This is a genomic window from Rhodanobacter soli, assembly GCF_039523495.1.
In the GTDB taxonomy this organism is placed as follows: Bacteria; Pseudomonadota; Gammaproteobacteria; order Xanthomonadales; family Rhodanobacteraceae; genus Rhodanobacter; species Rhodanobacter soli.
Genome location: NZ_BAAAFK010000001.1, coordinates 2609561 through 2625347, shown reverse-complemented (window position 1 = coordinate 2625347; position 15787 = coordinate 2609561). Strand labels below are relative to the sequence as shown.

Annotated in this window: 14 protein-coding genes; 2 read left to right on the top strand and 12 right to left on the bottom strand. The window is 67.0% G+C overall.

Annotated elements, in window-relative coordinates:
• Positions 1-2: 2 nt before the first annotated feature.
• From ABD024_RS11985 to ABD024_RS11965, 5 genes are all read right to left on the bottom strand, one after another.
• Positions 3-809: a prephenate dehydrogenase/arogenate dehydrogenase family protein gene (locus tag ABD024_RS11985; protein ID WP_343852901.1), complete on the bottom strand. Its 807-nt coding sequence runs from the start codon at positions 807-809 to the stop codon at positions 3-5.
• A complete protein-coding gene (locus ABD024_RS11980) occupies positions 806-1912 on the bottom strand; it encodes a PLP-dependent cysteine synthase family protein (protein WP_343852899.1) in 1107 nt (368 codons plus the stop codon). Before ABD024_RS11980 ends, ABD024_RS11985 begins: the two co-directional genes overlap by 4 nt.
• Before the next feature lie 14 nt (positions 1913-1926).
• On the bottom strand, positions 1927-3882 hold the full coding sequence (locus tag ABD024_RS11975) for a pyridoxal phosphate-dependent decarboxylase family protein (protein ID WP_343852897.1): 1956 nt from the start codon (positions 3880-3882) through the stop codon (positions 1927-1929).
• Positions 3879-4283, bottom strand: a complete 405-nt coding sequence (locus ABD024_RS11970; RefSeq protein ID WP_343852895.1) for a SirB2 family protein — start codon at positions 4281-4283, stop codon at positions 3879-3881. Before ABD024_RS11970 ends, ABD024_RS11975 begins: the two co-directional genes overlap by 4 nt.
• 83 nt (positions 4284-4366) lie before the next feature.
• Complete coding sequence (locus ABD024_RS11965) at positions 4367-6649, bottom strand: nitric-oxide reductase large subunit (protein WP_343852893.1); 2283 nt, start codon at positions 6647-6649, stop codon at positions 4367-4369.
• Positions 6650-6816: 167 nt separating this feature from the next.
• Between ABD024_RS11965 and ABD024_RS11960 the strand changes: the two genes are divergently transcribed.
• Positions 6817-7494, top strand: a complete 678-nt coding sequence (locus ABD024_RS11960; protein ID WP_343852890.1) for a DUF2238 domain-containing protein — start codon at positions 6817-6819, stop codon at positions 7492-7494.
• 30 nt (positions 7495-7524) lie between these two features.
• Here the strand turns inward: ABD024_RS11960 and ABD024_RS11955 are convergent, their stop codons facing one another.
• From ABD024_RS11955 to ABD024_RS11945, 3 genes are all read right to left on the bottom strand, one after another.
• Positions 7525-8382, bottom strand: a complete 858-nt coding sequence (locus ABD024_RS11955; protein ID WP_343852888.1) for a universal stress protein — start codon at positions 8380-8382, stop codon at positions 7525-7527.
• 27 nt (positions 8383-8409) lie between these two features.
• Positions 8410-8982, bottom strand: a complete 573-nt coding sequence (locus ABD024_RS11950) for a GNAT family N-acetyltransferase (RefSeq protein ID WP_343852886.1) — start codon at positions 8980-8982, stop codon at positions 8410-8412.
• A 147-nt stretch (positions 8983-9129) separates the two neighbouring features.
• Positions 9130-9894, bottom strand: a complete 765-nt coding sequence (locus ABD024_RS11945; protein WP_343852884.1) for a cyclic nucleotide-binding domain-containing protein — start codon at positions 9892-9894, stop codon at positions 9130-9132.
• A 214-nt stretch (positions 9895-10108) separates the two neighbouring features.
• Between ABD024_RS11945 and ABD024_RS11940 the strand changes: the two genes are divergently transcribed.
• Complete coding sequence (locus ABD024_RS11940) at positions 10109-10672, top strand: cytochrome b (RefSeq protein WP_343852882.1); 564 nt, start codon at positions 10109-10111, stop codon at positions 10670-10672.
• A gap of 219 nt (positions 10673-10891) precedes the next feature.
• Here ABD024_RS11940 and ABD024_RS11935 read toward each other — a convergent pair whose 3' ends face one another.
• The 4 genes from ABD024_RS11935 to ABD024_RS11920 form a co-directional block, all read right to left on the bottom strand.
• A complete protein-coding gene (locus ABD024_RS11935) occupies positions 10892-12589 on the bottom strand; it encodes a cbb3-type cytochrome c oxidase subunit I (RefSeq protein WP_343852880.1) in 1698 nt (565 codons plus the stop codon).
• Positions 12589-13503 (bottom strand): c-type cytochrome, encoded by a 915-nt coding sequence (locus ABD024_RS11930; protein ID WP_343852878.1) that lies wholly within the window; start codon positions 13501-13503, stop codon positions 12589-12591. Before ABD024_RS11930 ends, ABD024_RS11935 begins: the two co-directional genes overlap by 1 nt.
• A gap of 56 nt (positions 13504-13559) precedes the next feature.
• The gene (locus ABD024_RS11925) at positions 13560-13808 is read right to left on the bottom strand and encodes a hypothetical protein (RefSeq protein ID WP_343852876.1); all 249 of its coding nucleotides are present in this window, start codon (positions 13806-13808) and stop codon (positions 13560-13562) included.
• Positions 13809-14037: 229 nt separating this feature from the next.
• Positions 14038-15426, bottom strand: a complete 1389-nt coding sequence (locus tag ABD024_RS11920) for an MBL fold metallo-hydrolase RNA specificity domain-containing protein (RefSeq protein ID WP_343852874.1) — start codon at positions 15424-15426, stop codon at positions 14038-14040.
• Positions 15427-15787: the final 361 nt, after the last annotated feature.

Below are 15787 nucleotides of genomic sequence, written 5' to 3'. Positions count from 1 at the left end.
ACTCACGCGGACGGCGCAGAGATCGCCAGGCTGTCGCCGTCCGCGTCGGCCAGCAGTTGCCGATGCACCCGTTCGAGTTCCGCCAGCAGCTGCGTGCGCGCCTCGGCGGCAAACGGGTTCTCGCGCTGGATTGCGGCAAACAGGTGGCCGGCGTCGCCGCGCACCGCCGCCAGCATGTGCTTCATGCCCTGGAACGACGGTGGCGCCACCGGCAAGCCGTCGTCCACGCCGAGGTCGATCAGCCCCTTGGCGATGAAGAACGCCAGCGCGTGCGTCCTGGCCATGGCGCGGTCGTGGCTTTCCGGGTCCTGCACGATGACCTCGCAGCCGAGGTCGCGGAACAGTTCGCCGGCGCGTGCGGCGGCCTGCGGATGATCCGCGGAGGGGCAGATCACCGTGCGCCGCGGGTGTTCGTCGCGGGCCAGGCTGAGCGGGCCGAACAGCGGGTGTGTGCCGACATGGGGAATCGCGGCACCCAGCAGCTCGTCCATCGCCGCACACGGGTGCATCTTCACGCTGCCCACGTCGAGCACGATCTGCCCGGCATGCAGCAGCGGACGCAGCGTGAGCAAGGCGGCGCACAGATGCGGCACCGGCATCGCCAGCACGATCCAGCGCGCCCCGCCGACGGCAGCAGGCATCGACGCGGCGGCCACTGCGGCGGGGACATTCGCATGCGGATCCCAGGCACGCACGCGATGCCCCGCCTGCAACAGCAAGTCGGCGAAGGCCTGGCCGAAGCGGCCGTAGCCGAGCACGGCAAAAGTCGTGTCGGGTGGCGCGGATTCGCGTGGCTCGGCGGTGCTCATGCCGCAAGAGGCGTGCGGCCGCTGGCCAGGCTGGTGCGCAGCGCGGCGTCCCATGGTGCAAGGTCGATCCGGCGCGCGGCCAGCCAGTCGCGGTCGAACAGGGTCTGCGCGTAGCGTTCGCCGCGGTCGCACAGCAGGCTGACGATGCTGCCGCGTTCACCGCGCGCGCGCATCGAGGCGGCCAGTTGCAGGCAGGCGACCAGGTTGGTGCCGGACGAGCCGCCGTAGCGATGACCGAACAGATCCTCCAGCAGCCAGGCGCCGGCGATCGAGGCGGCGTCGGGCACTTCGCTCACGCGGTCGACCACGTCGAAGATGAAGCCCGGTTCGACCCGCGGTCGGCCGATGCCTTCGATCAGGGTGGGTTGACTGGCCACGGCTTGGGCATCGCGGTTGCGCCAGCCGTGCACGTAACCGCTGCCGGTGGGTTCGGCCACGCAAAGTTTCGTGTGCAGCCGGCGGTAGCGCAGGTAGCGGCCGATGGTGGCCGAGGTGCCGCCGGTGCCGGCGCCGCAGACGATCCAGGTCGGTTCCGGTTCGGCTTCCAGCGCCAGCTGGCCGATGATCGACTCGGCGATGTTGTTGTTGCCGCGCCAGTCGGTGGCGCGTTCGGCGAGGCCGAACTGGTCCAGGTGGCAGGCGCCGCGCGCGGCGTGCTCGGCGGCGCGGGCGTGCACCTGGGCGGGGTCGTCGACCAGGTCGCATGTGCCGCCCAGCGCCTGCACGTCGCGGATCTTGCCCGGCGCGGTGGCGGCCGGCATCACCGCGGTGAACGACAAGCCGAGCAGGCGCGCGAACCACGCCTCCGAAATCGCCGTGCTGCCGGAGGAGGCGTCGACCACGCTCTGCCCGCCGCGCAGGCGGCCGTTGCACAGCGCGTACAGGAACAGCGAGCGCGCGAGGCGATGCTTCAGGCTGCCGCTGGGATGCGCGGCCTCGTCCTTGAAGTAGAAGTCGATGCCGTGGAAGCCGGGGAAGTTCAGCTTCAGCAGGTGGGTGTCGGCCGAACGTGCGGCCTCCTGCGCCAGCTTCGCCAGGGCATCGTGCACCCACCGGCGATCGGTCTCGTGTTGCAGGCTGACCAGACGCAGGACGCTGTCCATCGGAGGCTCCGGATTCATGTCGCGATACTGGCGACGCTGCACAAGCTGCGCATGCGGCGGCCGAGGAAGTCGAAGTAGCGGTCGATGTAGCTGATGCCGTTCTCGTGGTCGATCAGGTACGGGTTCATCAACGTGTGGCGCAGGATCAGCAGGCAGTCGTCGCCGGGAACGAAGCTGGCCGGGTCCAGGCCCAGCGCGCCGAGGATGCGCGTGGTCTGTGCCGGGCCCAGCATCTCCGGGCGCAGGCTGGTTACCGAGCCGAAGAACTCCTTCAGCTGCAGCGGCTGCTGCGGATCGCAGCGCAGTTCGTCGTGCAGTGCGCGCACAAACGTGTTCGCCGTCGCCACCGAGGTGTTGCCGTGCGGGTTGAGCGCGAGGCAGACCAGGTTGCTGTCCGGCGCGAACGGCACCAGCGCGTGGACGCAGCCGGCCAGCTCCAGCGCGAAGCGTTGTGCGCGTGCGTGGAAGGTTTCGGCCGCGCGTACGGTGGCGCGCGGCAGTCGGCCGAAGTGGACGTGGTCCAGCGGCAGCACCTTGTGCGTCACGTACACCGCGGCCGCCGCCGCACCGGACTTCGAGCCTTCCGGGATGAACTGGCCCAGGCTGCGGTAGCGCGCCAGGTAGCCGGCGGGCGTGGCGGCATGGAACACGTAGTCGGCGCGCTCGGCCAGCAGCGCCATCGCGCGATGGTCGCGGCAGATGAAGGCGCCGCTGCCGTAGGGCAGGTAACCAAGCTTGTGCGGGTCGACGGTGACCGAGTCGGTGTCGCCCAGCGCGGCAAACGCGGCATGCACCGCGGGCGTCGGGAACTGCGTGTAGTCGGCGGCCACTTCGTCGCGTGTGCGCAGCGAACCGTCCTCGTGACGGAACAGTGTGGCCAGATAGCCACCCCAGGCGGCGTCCACGTGCACGGCGAAGTCGAGTCCGCGCTGGCGCGATTCCCGCCGCGCGGCCAGCACCGCGTCGATCGGGTCGATGGTGCCGTACTCGGTGCCGCCGAGCACGGCCACGCACATCAGCACGGGTTGACGCTCGCGCGCGCAGCGTTCCAGCGTGTCGCGCAAGGCGGCAGGGTCCAGCCGCATGCTGGCGGTGGGCAACAGCTCCAGCTGGTTGCGGCCGAGGCCGAGCAACTTCAGCCCTTTGCTCCACGAGTAGTGCGCAGTGACCGGCGCCAGCACCAGCGGCACGCGCAGCTGCGGATGCGCGGCAAAGAAGCCGGCCAGGCCGCGTTGCTCGATGCGCTCGTCCTCCACCCGTTGCAGCCAGCGCGAGCGTTCGGCTGGCGACTGCGCGGCCAGCCAGTGCTGCCATGCCTGCAGCAGGGCGATGCCATCGGCGTGGGAGAGATTGAACGCGGCCCAGTCGTCGGCGGGCAGCGCCAGCTCCGGCACTTGCGCCGCGCGCAACGCCACCGGGAATGCCTTCAGCGCCAATGCCAGGCGCAGCGCCTGGTAGTTCGCCAGGGTGCCGCCGGAGGTGAGGTGGCCGAACGCACAGGCGTCCTGCGCCGGGTCGTGCGGGTAGCCGAGCATGCGTGCCAGCTGCAGGCCGGCCTGCACTTCCATGTCGACGGTGACCGGGGCGGCGTCCTCGCTGACGTTGTTGGGGTTGTACGGCAGCGTGAGCATCTGCGCGGCCAGTCCCGGCAGCAGCAGGTCGGAGGCCATGTGGCCGATGTAGCGCGGGCTGTGGAACGGCACCGACTTCTTCAGCGAGGCGGAGAGCTGATGCAGCTCGCGGCGCATGCGCGATTCGAAGGCGAGGTAGTCGGGGTGGTGGGCGGAGCTGGTGGCGATCGCCGGTGGATCCTCCGGATGGAAGTTGCGCCGCCAGTACACGTGGTCGCGCAGGAACTCCACCAGCAACTTTTCCAGCAGCGCGTCGTTCTCGCCGTAGGGGCCGAGGAAGCACGCGTCCAGCGTGTGGTCGCGCGGCTCGCGGTGATCGAACGGTTGCGCGGCGCTCATGCCAGCCACCCGTGCAGCCAGCTCAGCGGATGATGCATGCGCGCAACTCCCAGCATGTAGATGTAGGTGACCAGCGCCGCGACGAAGAAACCCAGTCGCGCACGCGGCGTGCGGGCCCGCTTCAACGCCAGCGTGGCCAGCACCACGTAGACCACCAGCAGCACCAGCTTGGTGGTGAGCCAACCGTTGGCGAACAGCGCGCCGGGCAGGATGCTCAGCAGCATCAGCGCGGCGGTGAGCAGGGTGGTGTCGATCGCGTAGCTGAGCCAGCGCACGGGCATCCATTGCGCGGCGCCGGCATGGCCGGCCTGCACCAGCAGGCCACGCAGCGCGAACAGCGAGCCGCTGGCCAGCACGCAGGCGATGTGTACCCATTTGATTTGCGGATAGAACTCGAACATGCGCGATTCGGGATGGGGGATTCGGGAACAGCATCAGGGCGCGCCGTGCGGCGCGCCCTGATGTACGTCATGTGCGCGGCAGGTCACGCGCTCTCGGGGACGCCTTGCGGCAAGGGCGCGCCGGCCGTCCGGCGCTTCGGCCACAGCCACAGCGCGGCGACGAACACCGCGATCAGCAGGGCGCCCACGGCGAACAGGGTGTCGCCCGGCACACGCATCCACACCAGCATGTGGATCAGCGGGCGGTCCATGAACTCGGCCGAACGGGCGAACCAGTAGCCGTGCTCCAGCACCGCCTTCAGCTGCAGGATGCCCAGCGGCAGCAGGGTCAGCACGGCCATCAGCGACAGGCCGATGTTGAGCGTCCAGAACGAGCTGCGCAGCAAGCCTTCACGCCACTGTGCCTCCGGCTTGATGCCGCGCAGGCAGAACAGCATCAGGCCCAGGCCGAGCATGCCGTACACGCCGAACAACGCGGTGTGGCCATGCGTGGCGGTGAGGTTGAGGCCCTGCATGTAGTACAGCGCGATCGGCGTGTTGACCAGAAAGCCGAGCAGGCCAGCGCCGACCAGGTTCCAGAAGCTCACCGCCACGAAGAACATGATCGGCCAGCGATAGCGCGCCATCCACGGCGCGGCATGCTGCTTCTTCCAGGTGTCGTGGGCTTCCAGCCCGATCAGCGCCAGCGGCACCACTTCCAGTGCCGAGAAGCTGGCGCCCAGCGCGATCACCGCCGTGGTGGTGCCGCTGAAGTACAGGTGGTGCAGGGTGCCCAGCACGCCGCCGGCCATGAACACGATGGTGGCGAACAGCACGTTGGTGGTGGCGCTGCTCACGCGCAGCAGGCCCAGGCGGACAAACAGGTAGCTGATCACCGCGGTGGCGAACACTTCGAAGAAGCCTTCCACCCACAGATGCACCACCCACCAGCGCCAGTACTCGACCATCGCGATGTGGGTGTGCTCGCCCCACATCAGGCCGGCGCCGTAGAGCAGGCCGATCGCCACGGTGGACAGGAACAGCAGGCCTACGATCGACGCGCCTTCCTTCTTGCCGCGCATCGCCGGCAGCAGTGCGCGGCCGACCAGGAACAGCCACAGCATCAGGCCGATGAACAGGAAGATCTGCCAGAAGCGGCCGAGGTCGGTGTATTCCCAGCCCTGGTGGCCGAACCAGAAGTTGTACTGCAGGCCCATCTTGTCCATCACCGCGAACCACTGGCCGGCGAACGAACCGACCACGATCACCAGCAGGCAGACCCACAGGAAGTTCACGCCGAGCCGCTGGAATTTCGGCTCATGGCCGGAAATCAGCGGTGCGATGTACAGGCCGGTGGCCAGCCACGCGGTGGCGATCCACAGCACGGCCAACTCGGTATGCCACGTACGGGTGAGGCTGTATGGCAGGTAGTTGGCCAGCGCGAAGCCATACGCTTCCTGGCCCTCGACCTGATAATGCGCGGTGGTGGCGCCCAGCAGGATTTGCGCCAGGAACAGTGCCAGCACGGTCCAGAAATACTTGCCGGTGGCCTTCATCGAAGGCGTCGCCTTCATTTCGATCAGCGGGTCGCGCGCCGGAATCGGTGGCAAGGGTTCATGGCTCACCTGGCGCGCGTGATGCCAGCCGAGCAGGCCGATGCCGAAGATCATGAAAAGGATGCTGAAGACCGACCACAGGAAGCTGGTCGAGGTCGGCGCGTTGCCGGCCAGCGGCTCGTACGGCCAGTTCTGGGTGTAGCTCATCGCCTCGTTCGGGCGCTGCGTGGCGGCGGCCCAGCTGGTCCACCAGAAGAACGCGGTGACCTCGCGCCGATGCTCCATCTCGGCCACGGTGTTCTCGCGCATGGCATAGCCTTCGCGCAGCTTGTGCGTGGCCGGATCGTTGCCGAACAGGCTCATGTAATGCGCCGCGACGGCTTCCATCGCGTGCGCACGCAGCGCCGAGACGGTGATGGTGTTGCTGGCCGCGTCGTAGGTGTTGGTGCGCAGTTCTTCCTGCACCCGCGCTTTCAGGGCCGCCTGCTGGGGCGCATCGAGCGAGTCGTACGGGCCCAGCCCTGCGTCGCGCGAGAGCAATTCCAGCATGGCGGTGGCTTCGCGGTGCAGCCAGTCGGCGCTCCAGTCCGGCGCCAGCAGCGCGCCGTGGCCCCAGATGGATCCCAGTTGCTGGCCGCCGATGCTCTGCCACACCTGGCGGCCTTCTTCCATGTCGGCCTTGGTGTACAGCGTCTGGCCGTCGCTGGTGACGACGGCCGTGGGCAGCGGCGGCGCCTGTTGGTGGACCACGCTGCCGACCCACAGCAGCACGGCGAACGACGCTACCAGCAAGGCCGCCAGGCCAAGCCAGAGTTTTCGGGTGGTACTCATCGCGCATCTCCCTGAAAGGTGCGCGCATGCTCGGCGACGCGGTGTCCGCTCATCTTGATGCAGGTCAGGTCGTCAGGACGACGTGGCGCGCGAATTGTCGCAGTTGCGCGCGGCCGGCATGGCATGATCGACGCGACGCGTTGCGCATGGCGGGATCGCAGGCAGGCATGAACGATCGACATGGGTCGCAGGGAGCTCGGTTCCCGCTGGTGCTGCTGGCCGTTTTCCTGGTCGCGGCGGTGGTCCTCGGCATCTCGCCGCGTTATCGCCAGGACTGGTTGCTGGAGAACGTGCTGGTGGTATTGGCGCTGCTGGTACTGGTGCTGGGATTCCACCGGCTGCGTTTTTCCGATGCCAGCTATGCGGCGCTGTTCGCATTCCTGCTGTTGCACGAGATCGGCGCGCATTACCCCTACTCGGAAGTGCCGTGGGACCGGTGGTTCTCCGCGTTGTGCGGCTTCTCGCTGGATGAGGCGCTGGGCCTGTCACGCAATCACTTCGACCGCGCCATCCATTTCGCCTACGGCCTGCTGGTGACCCCGGTGGTGGTGGAGCTGGTGGCCGCACGCACGCCGTCGCCCGGACTCTGGCGCTGGATCGTGCCGGTCAGCCTGATGACCGCCAGCTCGGCGTTGTATGAACTTTTCGAATGGGCTGCCGCGGTGTGGTTCGGCGGGGATCTGGGCGTGGCCTACCTGGGTACCCAGGGCGACCCGTGGGATGCGCAGCAGGACCTGTTGCTAGCCCTGCTGGGCAGCCTCGCCGCGGTCGTCGTGCTTGCTGCTGCAGCTCGACATCGCCGCGAGCGCGCTGCTTCGGCGCCGGTGGAGTCCGTCACGCGCTGACGGGTCTGTGGCCAGTGCGGACGTGCAGGCCTAATGCTGCATCAGCACCGGGATGAGGGCTTCTTCCAGCACGCGCCGGGTGGCGCCGCCGAACACGCGTTCGCGCATGCGTGAGCGGCCATAAGCGCCCATCACCAGCAGGTCCGCGTCGATGTTTTCGACTTCCTTCAGCAGGATTTCGCCGGCCATCGCGGACGAGGCGCGGACGTAGCTGGGTCTGGACGTGATGCCGTGGCGCAGCAGGTAGACGAAGGGATCGAAGCGCGGATGCCCTTCGTCGCCGTCGCGCACATCGCCGTCGACCAGGGTCACTTGCTTCGCCGCCTTGAGGAACGGCAGGGCGGAGTGGATCGCACGGATCGCCTCGATGCTGCCGTTGCAGCCGATCACGATGCGCTCGAAGCGGATCTCGTGGCCCCAATGCGGGGGCAGGATCAGGCAGGGCACGCGGCAGCCGAGTATCGCCTCGCCGAGAATGTCGAGCAGGCCGGATGCCTGCACCATGTCCCGCTCGATCACCACGAGGTCGTGCCGCGCGCCGAGCCAGCGCAAGGTGGGGGCGATGCCGACCCGGGCGACGATCCAGTCGGCATTGCGCACGCCGGACTGCCGCGCGAATGCTTCGAAGGCGGCGTGCTCGTCGGCAAATTCCATTCGCGGTTCGAACAGCAGACCGAGCACGGTGGGTTCGGTGTCGGCTTCGGCGCCGCCGAGTTTCCGCAGCGCGGGGTCGATGAAACAGCCGGTCAGGTTGCTGCCCCAGCGCGCGGCGATCGCGAGGCCGGTTTCAGCGGCGGGACTCCACGGGTTGGTTGATGTCACCAGCGCAAGGACATCGCCCGGGCGTGTCACGGTCGGCGTCGGGCTGGCTTGCTCGATGACTGGCATGGTGGGGCGTCCGGGGTTCGCTGGCGGTCAGAGGTCGAGAGTGTGGATGGCTTGTGCGGCGTCATCCGGGTCGAGCCGGCGCCGGAAGCCCAGGTAGTCGGCCAACTCGTGCATTGGCTCGTTTTCGGCGGCGTCGATCGAGAACATCCTGCGGAATCCGTTCTTGCGCGCGATATCGATCAGGCGCCTCATCAGCAGCACGCCCAAGCCGCGGTGGCGCCAGTCGTCGGCCACCGTCACCGCGCATTCGCATTGCTTTTCGTCGCCGCTCGCGCTGTAGCGGCTGACTCCGACTTCGCGCAGCTCGCCGTTGTCGTGGGCGAGCGCCACGAAGGCCATCCGATCCTGGTAGTCGACGTTCATCAGCTGGTCGAGCAGAGCCGGGCTCGCTTCCTTCAAGTTGCCCAGGAAGCGGAAGCGGCAGGCCTGCTCCGACAGGCGGTTGATGAAGTCCGTTTCGCGCTGGCGATCCTCCGGGCGCAGCGGGCGTATCAGCACCGGGCTGCCATCATTCAGGGTTTCGATCCAGTGCGTTCCCTCGATGGCGCCGAAGGGTGCAGCGGGTGTGGGGTCGTGGTCGGTAGGGTGGACGTTGGACATGATCTGTTCCCGGTGGCGGATGAATCGCGGTCGATTCCCATGCCGAAACGGGCGGTTGGTGCGGCATGGCTTCTTGCAAGATTCAGTTCTACGCCGGCCTGCATGGGCCCAACTTGACCTTGGTCAATCCGGAAGAACGCGGAAAGCTCAGCCGGCGCCGCGCTGTTTCGGCGCCGCCACGCCGTTGCTGCGGCAGAGGTCGGCGAGCAGGTCGGGGCGGCAGATGCGCACGGATTTGCGGTTGACCTCGAGCACGCCCATCTCCTCCATGCGCGAGAACAATCGGCTGACCGTCTCGACCACCAGGCCAAGGTAGTTGGCGATGTCGTAGCGCGACATCGACAGCGTGAGTGCGGTGCCGTCGCGCTGCAGGCGCTGGTAGCGGTCGGCCAGGCTCTTCAGGAAGATCGCCAGCTGCTCCTGGGCCTGCTGCCGGCCCATCATCACCAGGTGGCGGTGTTCCTCGATCACTTCGCGGCTGATCACCCGCATCAGTTGCCGGTGCAGCGCCGGCACCTCACTGGTGACCTGTTGCAGCTGCGCATAGGGGAGCTCGCAGATGCTGCTGCGTTCCAGTGCCTCGGCCTGGCTGACATGTCGGTTCGAAGCCAGCGCGTCGAATCCGAGGATTTCGCCGGGCAGGTGGAAGCCGAGGATCTGCACGTCGCCGTAATCGTCCTGCACGAAGGTCTTGAGCGAGCCGGAACGCACTACGTAGAGCGCCTCGAACGGGTCGCCATCACGGTACAGCACGCTGCCGCGGTCCAGCGTGCGCTTGTCGCGGACCGCCGTGTCCAGCCGTTCCAGGTCGTCGCTGCAAATGCCGGCAGGCAGGCACAGTTCGTTCAGGGCACAGGACGAGCAACTGCGTCGCAGCTGGCTCAGGTCAAGGACGTTGGTTCCGGGGTCCATCAGCGTCCTCGCAGGGCTTGAGATGGGCTCTCATGAACCCGGCGGGCAGCCGGGTCGCGTGGCCGCACCTTAGCATGGCAGGGCGCAAATTCTGTGTGTATTTGATCGGGATCAAGTTGCGCGAGGATCTTTCACCCCAGGCTGTCGGCATGGGCTGGGGCAACGCGTGATCGCGTCGAACCGGCCGTTGCCGACATCGCCTGCAGAGATTGCCATGAACTGGAAAAACACCACCGACCGTTACGGCTCGCTGTCGATCGCCATGCACTGGCTGATGCTGCTGTTGCTGGTCGCCGTGTATGCCTGCATCGAATTGCGCGGCTTTTACCCGCGCGGCAGCGATCTGCGCGAAGGTCTGAAGACTTGGCACTTCATGCTGGGTCTTGGCGTGTTCGCATTGGTCCTCGCGCGGTTGGCGATCCGCTTCACGGCGGGGGCGACGCCACCGATCCGGCCGGTGCCACCGGTGTGGCAGGAGCGTCTGGCCGGGCTGATGCACCTGGCGCTGTACGTTTTCCTGATCACGATGCCACTGATCGGCTGGCTCACCCTCAGCGCATCGGGCAAGCCGGTTCCGTTCTTCGGCCTGCAGCTGCCGGCACTGGTGGGAGCGGACAAGGCGCTCGCCGATTCGCTGAAGGAGATTCACGAAACCATCGGCACGATCGGCTACTACCTGGTCGGCCTGCACGCGGCGGCCGCGCTGGTGCATCATTACGTGAACCGGGACAACACCTTGCTGCGCATGCTGCCGCGGCGCGGCGGGCAGAGTTCGTAAGACCGCTCGACGCCGCCGCCGGCACCAGCGAACCGCTGCAGGAGTGGCGGCACGCAACGGTCCAGGCCGGCGCGGGTGCATCTGCGCTTTGCCAGGCGATTCCGTCTCGTGCTGTCGGGTCGCCGCGTGGGGCACGGTAACCAACGAAGAGGCCGCCGGGTTCCCCCGGCGGCCTCGACTTGTTGCCTCACGGCCCCGTTTGCCGGGGCCGGCCCGATCTCAGGCTTGCGCTGGCAGCACCCTCAACAGCGAGGGCGCACTCACCGTGTTCGCGCGTGTTTCCAGCGATGCGAGGAAGCGCCACACGAACAGCAGGGTTACCAGCAGCAACCCCGGGTAGCCCACGCCGGCGAGCAGATAGGGCAAGGTCGGGTCACCATCCACGCGTACCCGTGGCAGGTTGAAGCTGAGCAGGCCGAGCGTGATGATCGCACCGAATATCCACATCATCATCAGCCAGATGCCTGCTTCGAAGCCGCTCAGCGGACGGCCCCAGCGGGTGGCGGGATGGACCGCGGCGGAACCGCCGTGGACGTCCATACCGGCCGGCACGCTCAGGCGACGGCCCAGGGTGAGCAGGTCGTAGGCCAGCACGCCGGCACCCACCGCAAAGACGATGCCGAACAGCGGCAGCATCAGCTTGAACACGCCCATCGTGCGGGCGACATCACCGCCGAACCAGTCCAGCCCAAGGATGCGGTAGACGTAGATCTGCACCGTGCCGCCGATCGCGAAGGAGAACGCCATGCCGAGCACGCCGGTGAGTACCAGCCAGAAACCGAGCTTGCCCAGTCGCTGGTCGTAATTCGGCACCTTGCGGATGATCGGCACCGCGAAATAGGCCGCCGCGATCCCCAGCATGCCGAAGGTGCCGAACAGCGCCAGGTGCGCATGCCCCGGCGTCACCCAGGTGCCGTGCGACCACACGTTGGTCAGCGCGAACGTCATGGTGAAGCCCAGGATGCCGGCGCCGATCTGCTCCAGCACCACCGAGCCCAGGATGAAGTAGAACGCGGGCGCGTTCTCCAACGGGCGCTTGTTGGTGTGTGCATCGAGGTAGATGTGCCAGAAGCAGAACACCAGCGGCAGCGGTTCCAGCGCGCTGAACAACGAACCCCAGAACTGCCAGAACTCCGGCGTGCCGATCCAGAAATAGTGGTGCGCGTTGCCGATCAGCCCGGACAGCCACACCAGCGCCACGCCCCAGAACACCGCGAAGCCCACCGACTTGATGTCGACCTTGAACATCAGCACCAGCAGGAAACCGACCAGGGTGATGTGGATGACTTCCCACACGCCCTCGACCCAGTAGTGCACCACGAACCAGCGGAAGTATTCCTGCAGATCGAGCCGCGCCACGTAGAACAGGCCGAACACCCACACCGCCATCAGCGCCGTGACGCCGAGGCCGAGGCCCCAGTGGATCTCGTTCCACTGGCGCACCGGCGGAAACGTGCGCAGTACCACGTAGGCGAGGATCGCGAAGCCGACCAGCACGAGTACGCCGGCAATCCGCCCCGCCTCCAGATACTCAAGCCCCTGCTGCAGCCACGGTTGCCCCTGCCACCACCCGGCCATGCCGACCTGGGCCAGCCGCAGGGTGAAGAAGTTCCACACGGCGATCACGATCAACGCATAGAACAGCAGCTTGATCAGCCACGGCGAGACCATCTCGCGTTTGGCCAGCAGCGGCCCGACGAACAGGATCGCGCCGATGAAGCCGCACAGGATCCACAGGATGCCGAGGTTCAGATGCTCGGCGCGGGCGACGTTGAAGTTCATCACGCCCGCGAGCACGGTCGGATCGGCTTGTTGCAACGACAGCAGCAGGCCGTAACCAACCTGCAAGACGAACAGCACCAGCATCAGCATGAAGAAACGCATGCTCAGCCGTTGGGTCTGGTATTCGATCTGCATCACTGCTTCTCCAGGGTGTGGAGGTAGGCCACGATGGCGTTGACTTCGTCGTCCTTGAGCAGGGTGGCGTAGGCGGGCATCACGCCAGCCGGATAACCCGCCACGATCTTCGCGTTGGGCTGACGGATCGACTCCCGCAGGTAGGCGTCATCGGCGATCACCGTGCTGCTGTCGGCAAGGCTGACCTTCGCGTTGTACAGGCCGCCCCAGCCCGGGCCGACCAGCCGCTTTTCGTCGGCTGCATGACAGGCCACGCAGCCGGTGTCTTTGACCAACTGCGCGCCGTGTACCGCGGGATCCGCGGTGGGCCCGGCAGGTGCCGGCGCTGCCATCGCTGCCATCGCCGGGGTAGTCTGAGTAACTGCAGCCGTGCCATGCGCAAGCAGCAGGCGATGATCAAGACCCTCCACTTCCACCTTGGGCGGCCAGCCCTCGGTGTTCATCGCCGAGGTGTATTTCAGATAGGCGATCAGCTGGCCGATCTCGTCCTTGCTGAGCGGAAGGTTCGGCATCATCGTGGCGCCGCCACCGCGTCGCTCGATGCGCTGCGCCGCCCCGGGGAATTTCTTGAGGTAAGCCTCGATCGAGTCGGTGCCGGTGTCGGCTGACTGGTTCGGATCCAGCAACTGCGCACGTACCGCCGCCGTTGTTGGCCAGCCGCCGGCCGACGGCAGGAACGCGGCCAGCCAGGCGGGTCCGGCGTGCTTGTATTCTTCGGTGAGATCCGGCCCTAGATAGGCGCCATTGCCGACCATGGTGTGACAGCCCATGCAATTGTAGGCCTGGAACACGCGCTTGCCGTCGGTAGCCTGGTAGGCGCCGAAGGAAACCGTGTCCGGGGTCACCTGATTGCGCGACTTCAGGAAGGAGAAGATCGACAGTACGACGAAGATCAGGGCCAGGATGGCCAACACCAGAAATGCGCCCCGGCGCCGGGGCGTCTCGCAACTGCTGCCACCGACTCCGCAGCTCATGAGAGTTTCGCCTTGTCGGTGGTTGCGGTCTGCTCCTGCGTATCGTGCAGGAACAGGATGCGCAGGCTGCCGATGAAGACGTAGAACACGTACACCGCCAGTACGATGCCGGCCGCGAAGTAGGCCCACCACGCGAGATGCGATTCGGGCCAATACTCGAAATCGCGCCAGAATGGCCAGGACAACAGAACGGCCATCACACAGGCCAGCACCGAAAGCGTCAGATCAGTGATCCGCTGCGTCATGCGATTCTCCCCTGAAGGTTGGTTTGGCACTGCCGGAAACGGCGAGAGCCAGTGAATCCCTGCCCCCAGGGATTCGTGCGTCAGCGGGTCGAATATAGGAGTGTGAAAAGCCCCCTCGTCTGATCCATGTCAAGCGAAGGTGGGTTTTCTGCCGGCTTGCCGAGACGATGCCGGTTGCCGGCTCGCGGATGCGCGTGGCCGGCGGCGCCTCGCAGTCCGGCGCCGGGCGTCAGTCGATCTTGATCGGCTCGTGCAGGCCGGGCAGCTGGCAGGCGACGCCGCGCGAGCCCAGTACTTCCTGCATCGCCTGCATGCCGCGGCCGTATTCGCCATGCACCAGGAACACCTTGCGTCGCGGCGCATCGCCCAGCCAGGCCAGCAGCGAGGGCTGGTCGGCGTGCGCGGAGAAGCCGTTGATCGTCCATACCTGCGCGCGCACCGGGATCTCCTCGTTGAATACGCGCACGCTGGCCGCGCCGTCGATGATCCGCCGCGCCAGCGTGCCCTCGGCGGCGTAACCGACGAACACCACGCTGCTGCGTTCGCGCCACAGGTTGTGCTTGAGGTGGTGGCGCACGCGGCCGCCGTTGCACATGCCCGAGCCGGCCAGGATGATCGCGCCGCCGTCGACGCTGTTGATCGCCATCGACTCGGCCGTCTCGCGGGTGAAATGCAGGCCGGGCATGGCGAACGGATCGCCGTGCTGCAGTTCATCCAGGAAGCCGCTGTCAAAGCATTCCGGGTGGCGGCGGAAGATCTCGGTGGCCGAGATCGCCATCGGCGAATCCAGGAATACCCGCACGTGCGGCGGGATCGCGCCGTCGAGGATGCCGCGGTGCAGGTAGTAGAGGATTTCCTGGGTGCGTTCGAGCGCGAAGGTGGGAATCACCACATTGCCGCGACGCGTCACGGTCTCGCGGATGGCCTGGTACATCTCGTCGACCGAATCCGGCACCGAGCGGTGCGGGCGGTCGCCATAGGTGCTTTCCATCACCACGTAGTCGGCCGGCGGCGCGGGCGTCGGGTCGCGCAGCAGCGGACGGCCCGGATTGCCAAGGTCGCCGGAGAACAGCATGCGGCGGCGCTGCCTGCCGTCGTCCAGTTCGAGCAGGACCGAGGCCGAGCCGAGGATGTGGCCGGCGTCGAGGAAGCACGCGCTGACGCCATCGACGACCGGCACGGTGTCGCCGTAGCCGACATCCGGGCCGAAGAAGTCCAGTGCGTGCAGTGCATCGTCGAGCGTGTACAGGGGCGGTTTCGCCTCGCCGCGACGATCGGTGCGTTGCGCCCGGCGCGCCTCCTCTTCCTGCAGGCCGGCGGCGTCCAGCATCACCACGCGGGCCAGTTCGCGGGTGGCGGCGGTGGTAAGGATGCGTCCGCGAAAGCCCTGGCGCACCAGCAGCGGAATCCGCCCGCAGTGATCCAGGTGGGCATGGGTGAGCAGCAGTACGTCGATGCCGGCCGGATCGAAGCCGAACGGTTCGGCGTTGGCCCGCTCGACCTCCTCGCTGCCCTGGAACAGGCCGCAGTCGATCAGCACGCGACGGTCGTTGCAAGTGATCAGGTGGCAGGAACCGGTGACCTGCTTGGCGGCGCCGTGGCAGCTGAAGATGATCATCGCGTTCCTCGCCTGTACTTGAGTGGCCGTCCGGACGGTTCGCGGCGGACTATGGCAGGGTACGTCGGCGGTCGGATTGATCGGCGTCAACTCGGGGTGCACGTCGACTGTGCCATGGTGCGTTTCGTACCAGTTGTACTGCCGTGCATGGGGGGCGGTGGACTTTCCTGCAGGTGTGGGATTGCCATGATCACAGTGCCTTTCCATCAGGATATGCGCGTCGTGCAGTGGTTCATGCGCTTCTCGCGCGCCGTTGCCCTGCTGATATGCGCGGTCGCGCTGGTCGTGCTGGCGGGCTGGTGGTGGAACAGGCCGCTGCTGACCACGATGTGGCCAGGACAGGCCGCGATGGCGGCGAATG

What these genes read in the sequence shown, in the direction of transcription:
- ABD024_RS11960 (WP_343852890.1), top strand. Translation starts at nt 6,817, where the DNA reads ATGAACGATCGACATGGGTCGCAGGGAGCTCGGTTCCCGCTGGTGCTG.
- ABD024_RS11970 (WP_343852895.1), bottom strand. Translation starts at nt 4,283, where the DNA reads ATGTTCGAGTTCTATCCGCAAATCAAATGGGTACACATCGCCTGCGTG.
- ABD024_RS11940 (WP_343852882.1), top strand. Translation starts at nt 10,109, where the DNA reads ATGAACTGGAAAAACACCACCGACCGTTACGGCTCGCTGTCGATCGCC.
- ABD024_RS11985 (WP_343852901.1), bottom strand. Translation starts at nt 809, where the DNA reads ATGAGCACCGCCGAGCCACGCGAATCCGCGCCACCCGACACGACTTTT.
- ABD024_RS11935 (WP_343852880.1), bottom strand. Translation starts at nt 12,589, where the DNA reads ATGCAGATCGAATACCAGACCCAACGGCTGAGCATGCGTTTCTTCATG.
- ABD024_RS11980 (WP_343852899.1), bottom strand. Translation starts at nt 1,912, where the DNA reads ATGGACAGCGTCCTGCGTCTGGTCAGCCTGCAACACGAGACCGATCGC.
- ABD024_RS11925 (WP_343852876.1), bottom strand. Translation starts at nt 13,808, where the DNA reads ATGACGCAGCGGATCACTGATCTGACGCTTTCGGTGCTGGCCTGTGTG.
- ABD024_RS11975 (WP_343852897.1), bottom strand. Translation starts at nt 3,882, where the DNA reads ATGAGCGCCGCGCAACCGTTCGATCACCGCGAGCCGCGCGACCACACG.
- ABD024_RS11965 (WP_343852893.1), bottom strand. Translation starts at nt 6,649, where the DNA reads ATGAGTACCACCCGAAAACTCTGGCTTGGCCTGGCGGCCTTGCTGGTA.
- ABD024_RS11950 (WP_343852886.1), bottom strand. Translation starts at nt 8,982, where the DNA reads ATGTCCAACGTCCACCCTACCGACCACGACCCCACACCCGCTGCACCC.
- ABD024_RS11945 (WP_343852884.1), bottom strand. Translation starts at nt 9,894, where the DNA reads ATGGACCCCGGAACCAACGTCCTTGACCTGAGCCAGCTGCGACGCAGT.
- ABD024_RS11920 (WP_343852874.1), bottom strand. Translation starts at nt 15,426, where the DNA reads ATGATCATCTTCAGCTGCCACGGCGCCGCCAAGCAGGTCACCGGTTCC.
- ABD024_RS11955 (WP_343852888.1), bottom strand. Translation starts at nt 8,382, where the DNA reads ATGCCAGTCATCGAGCAAGCCAGCCCGACGCCGACCGTGACACGCCCG.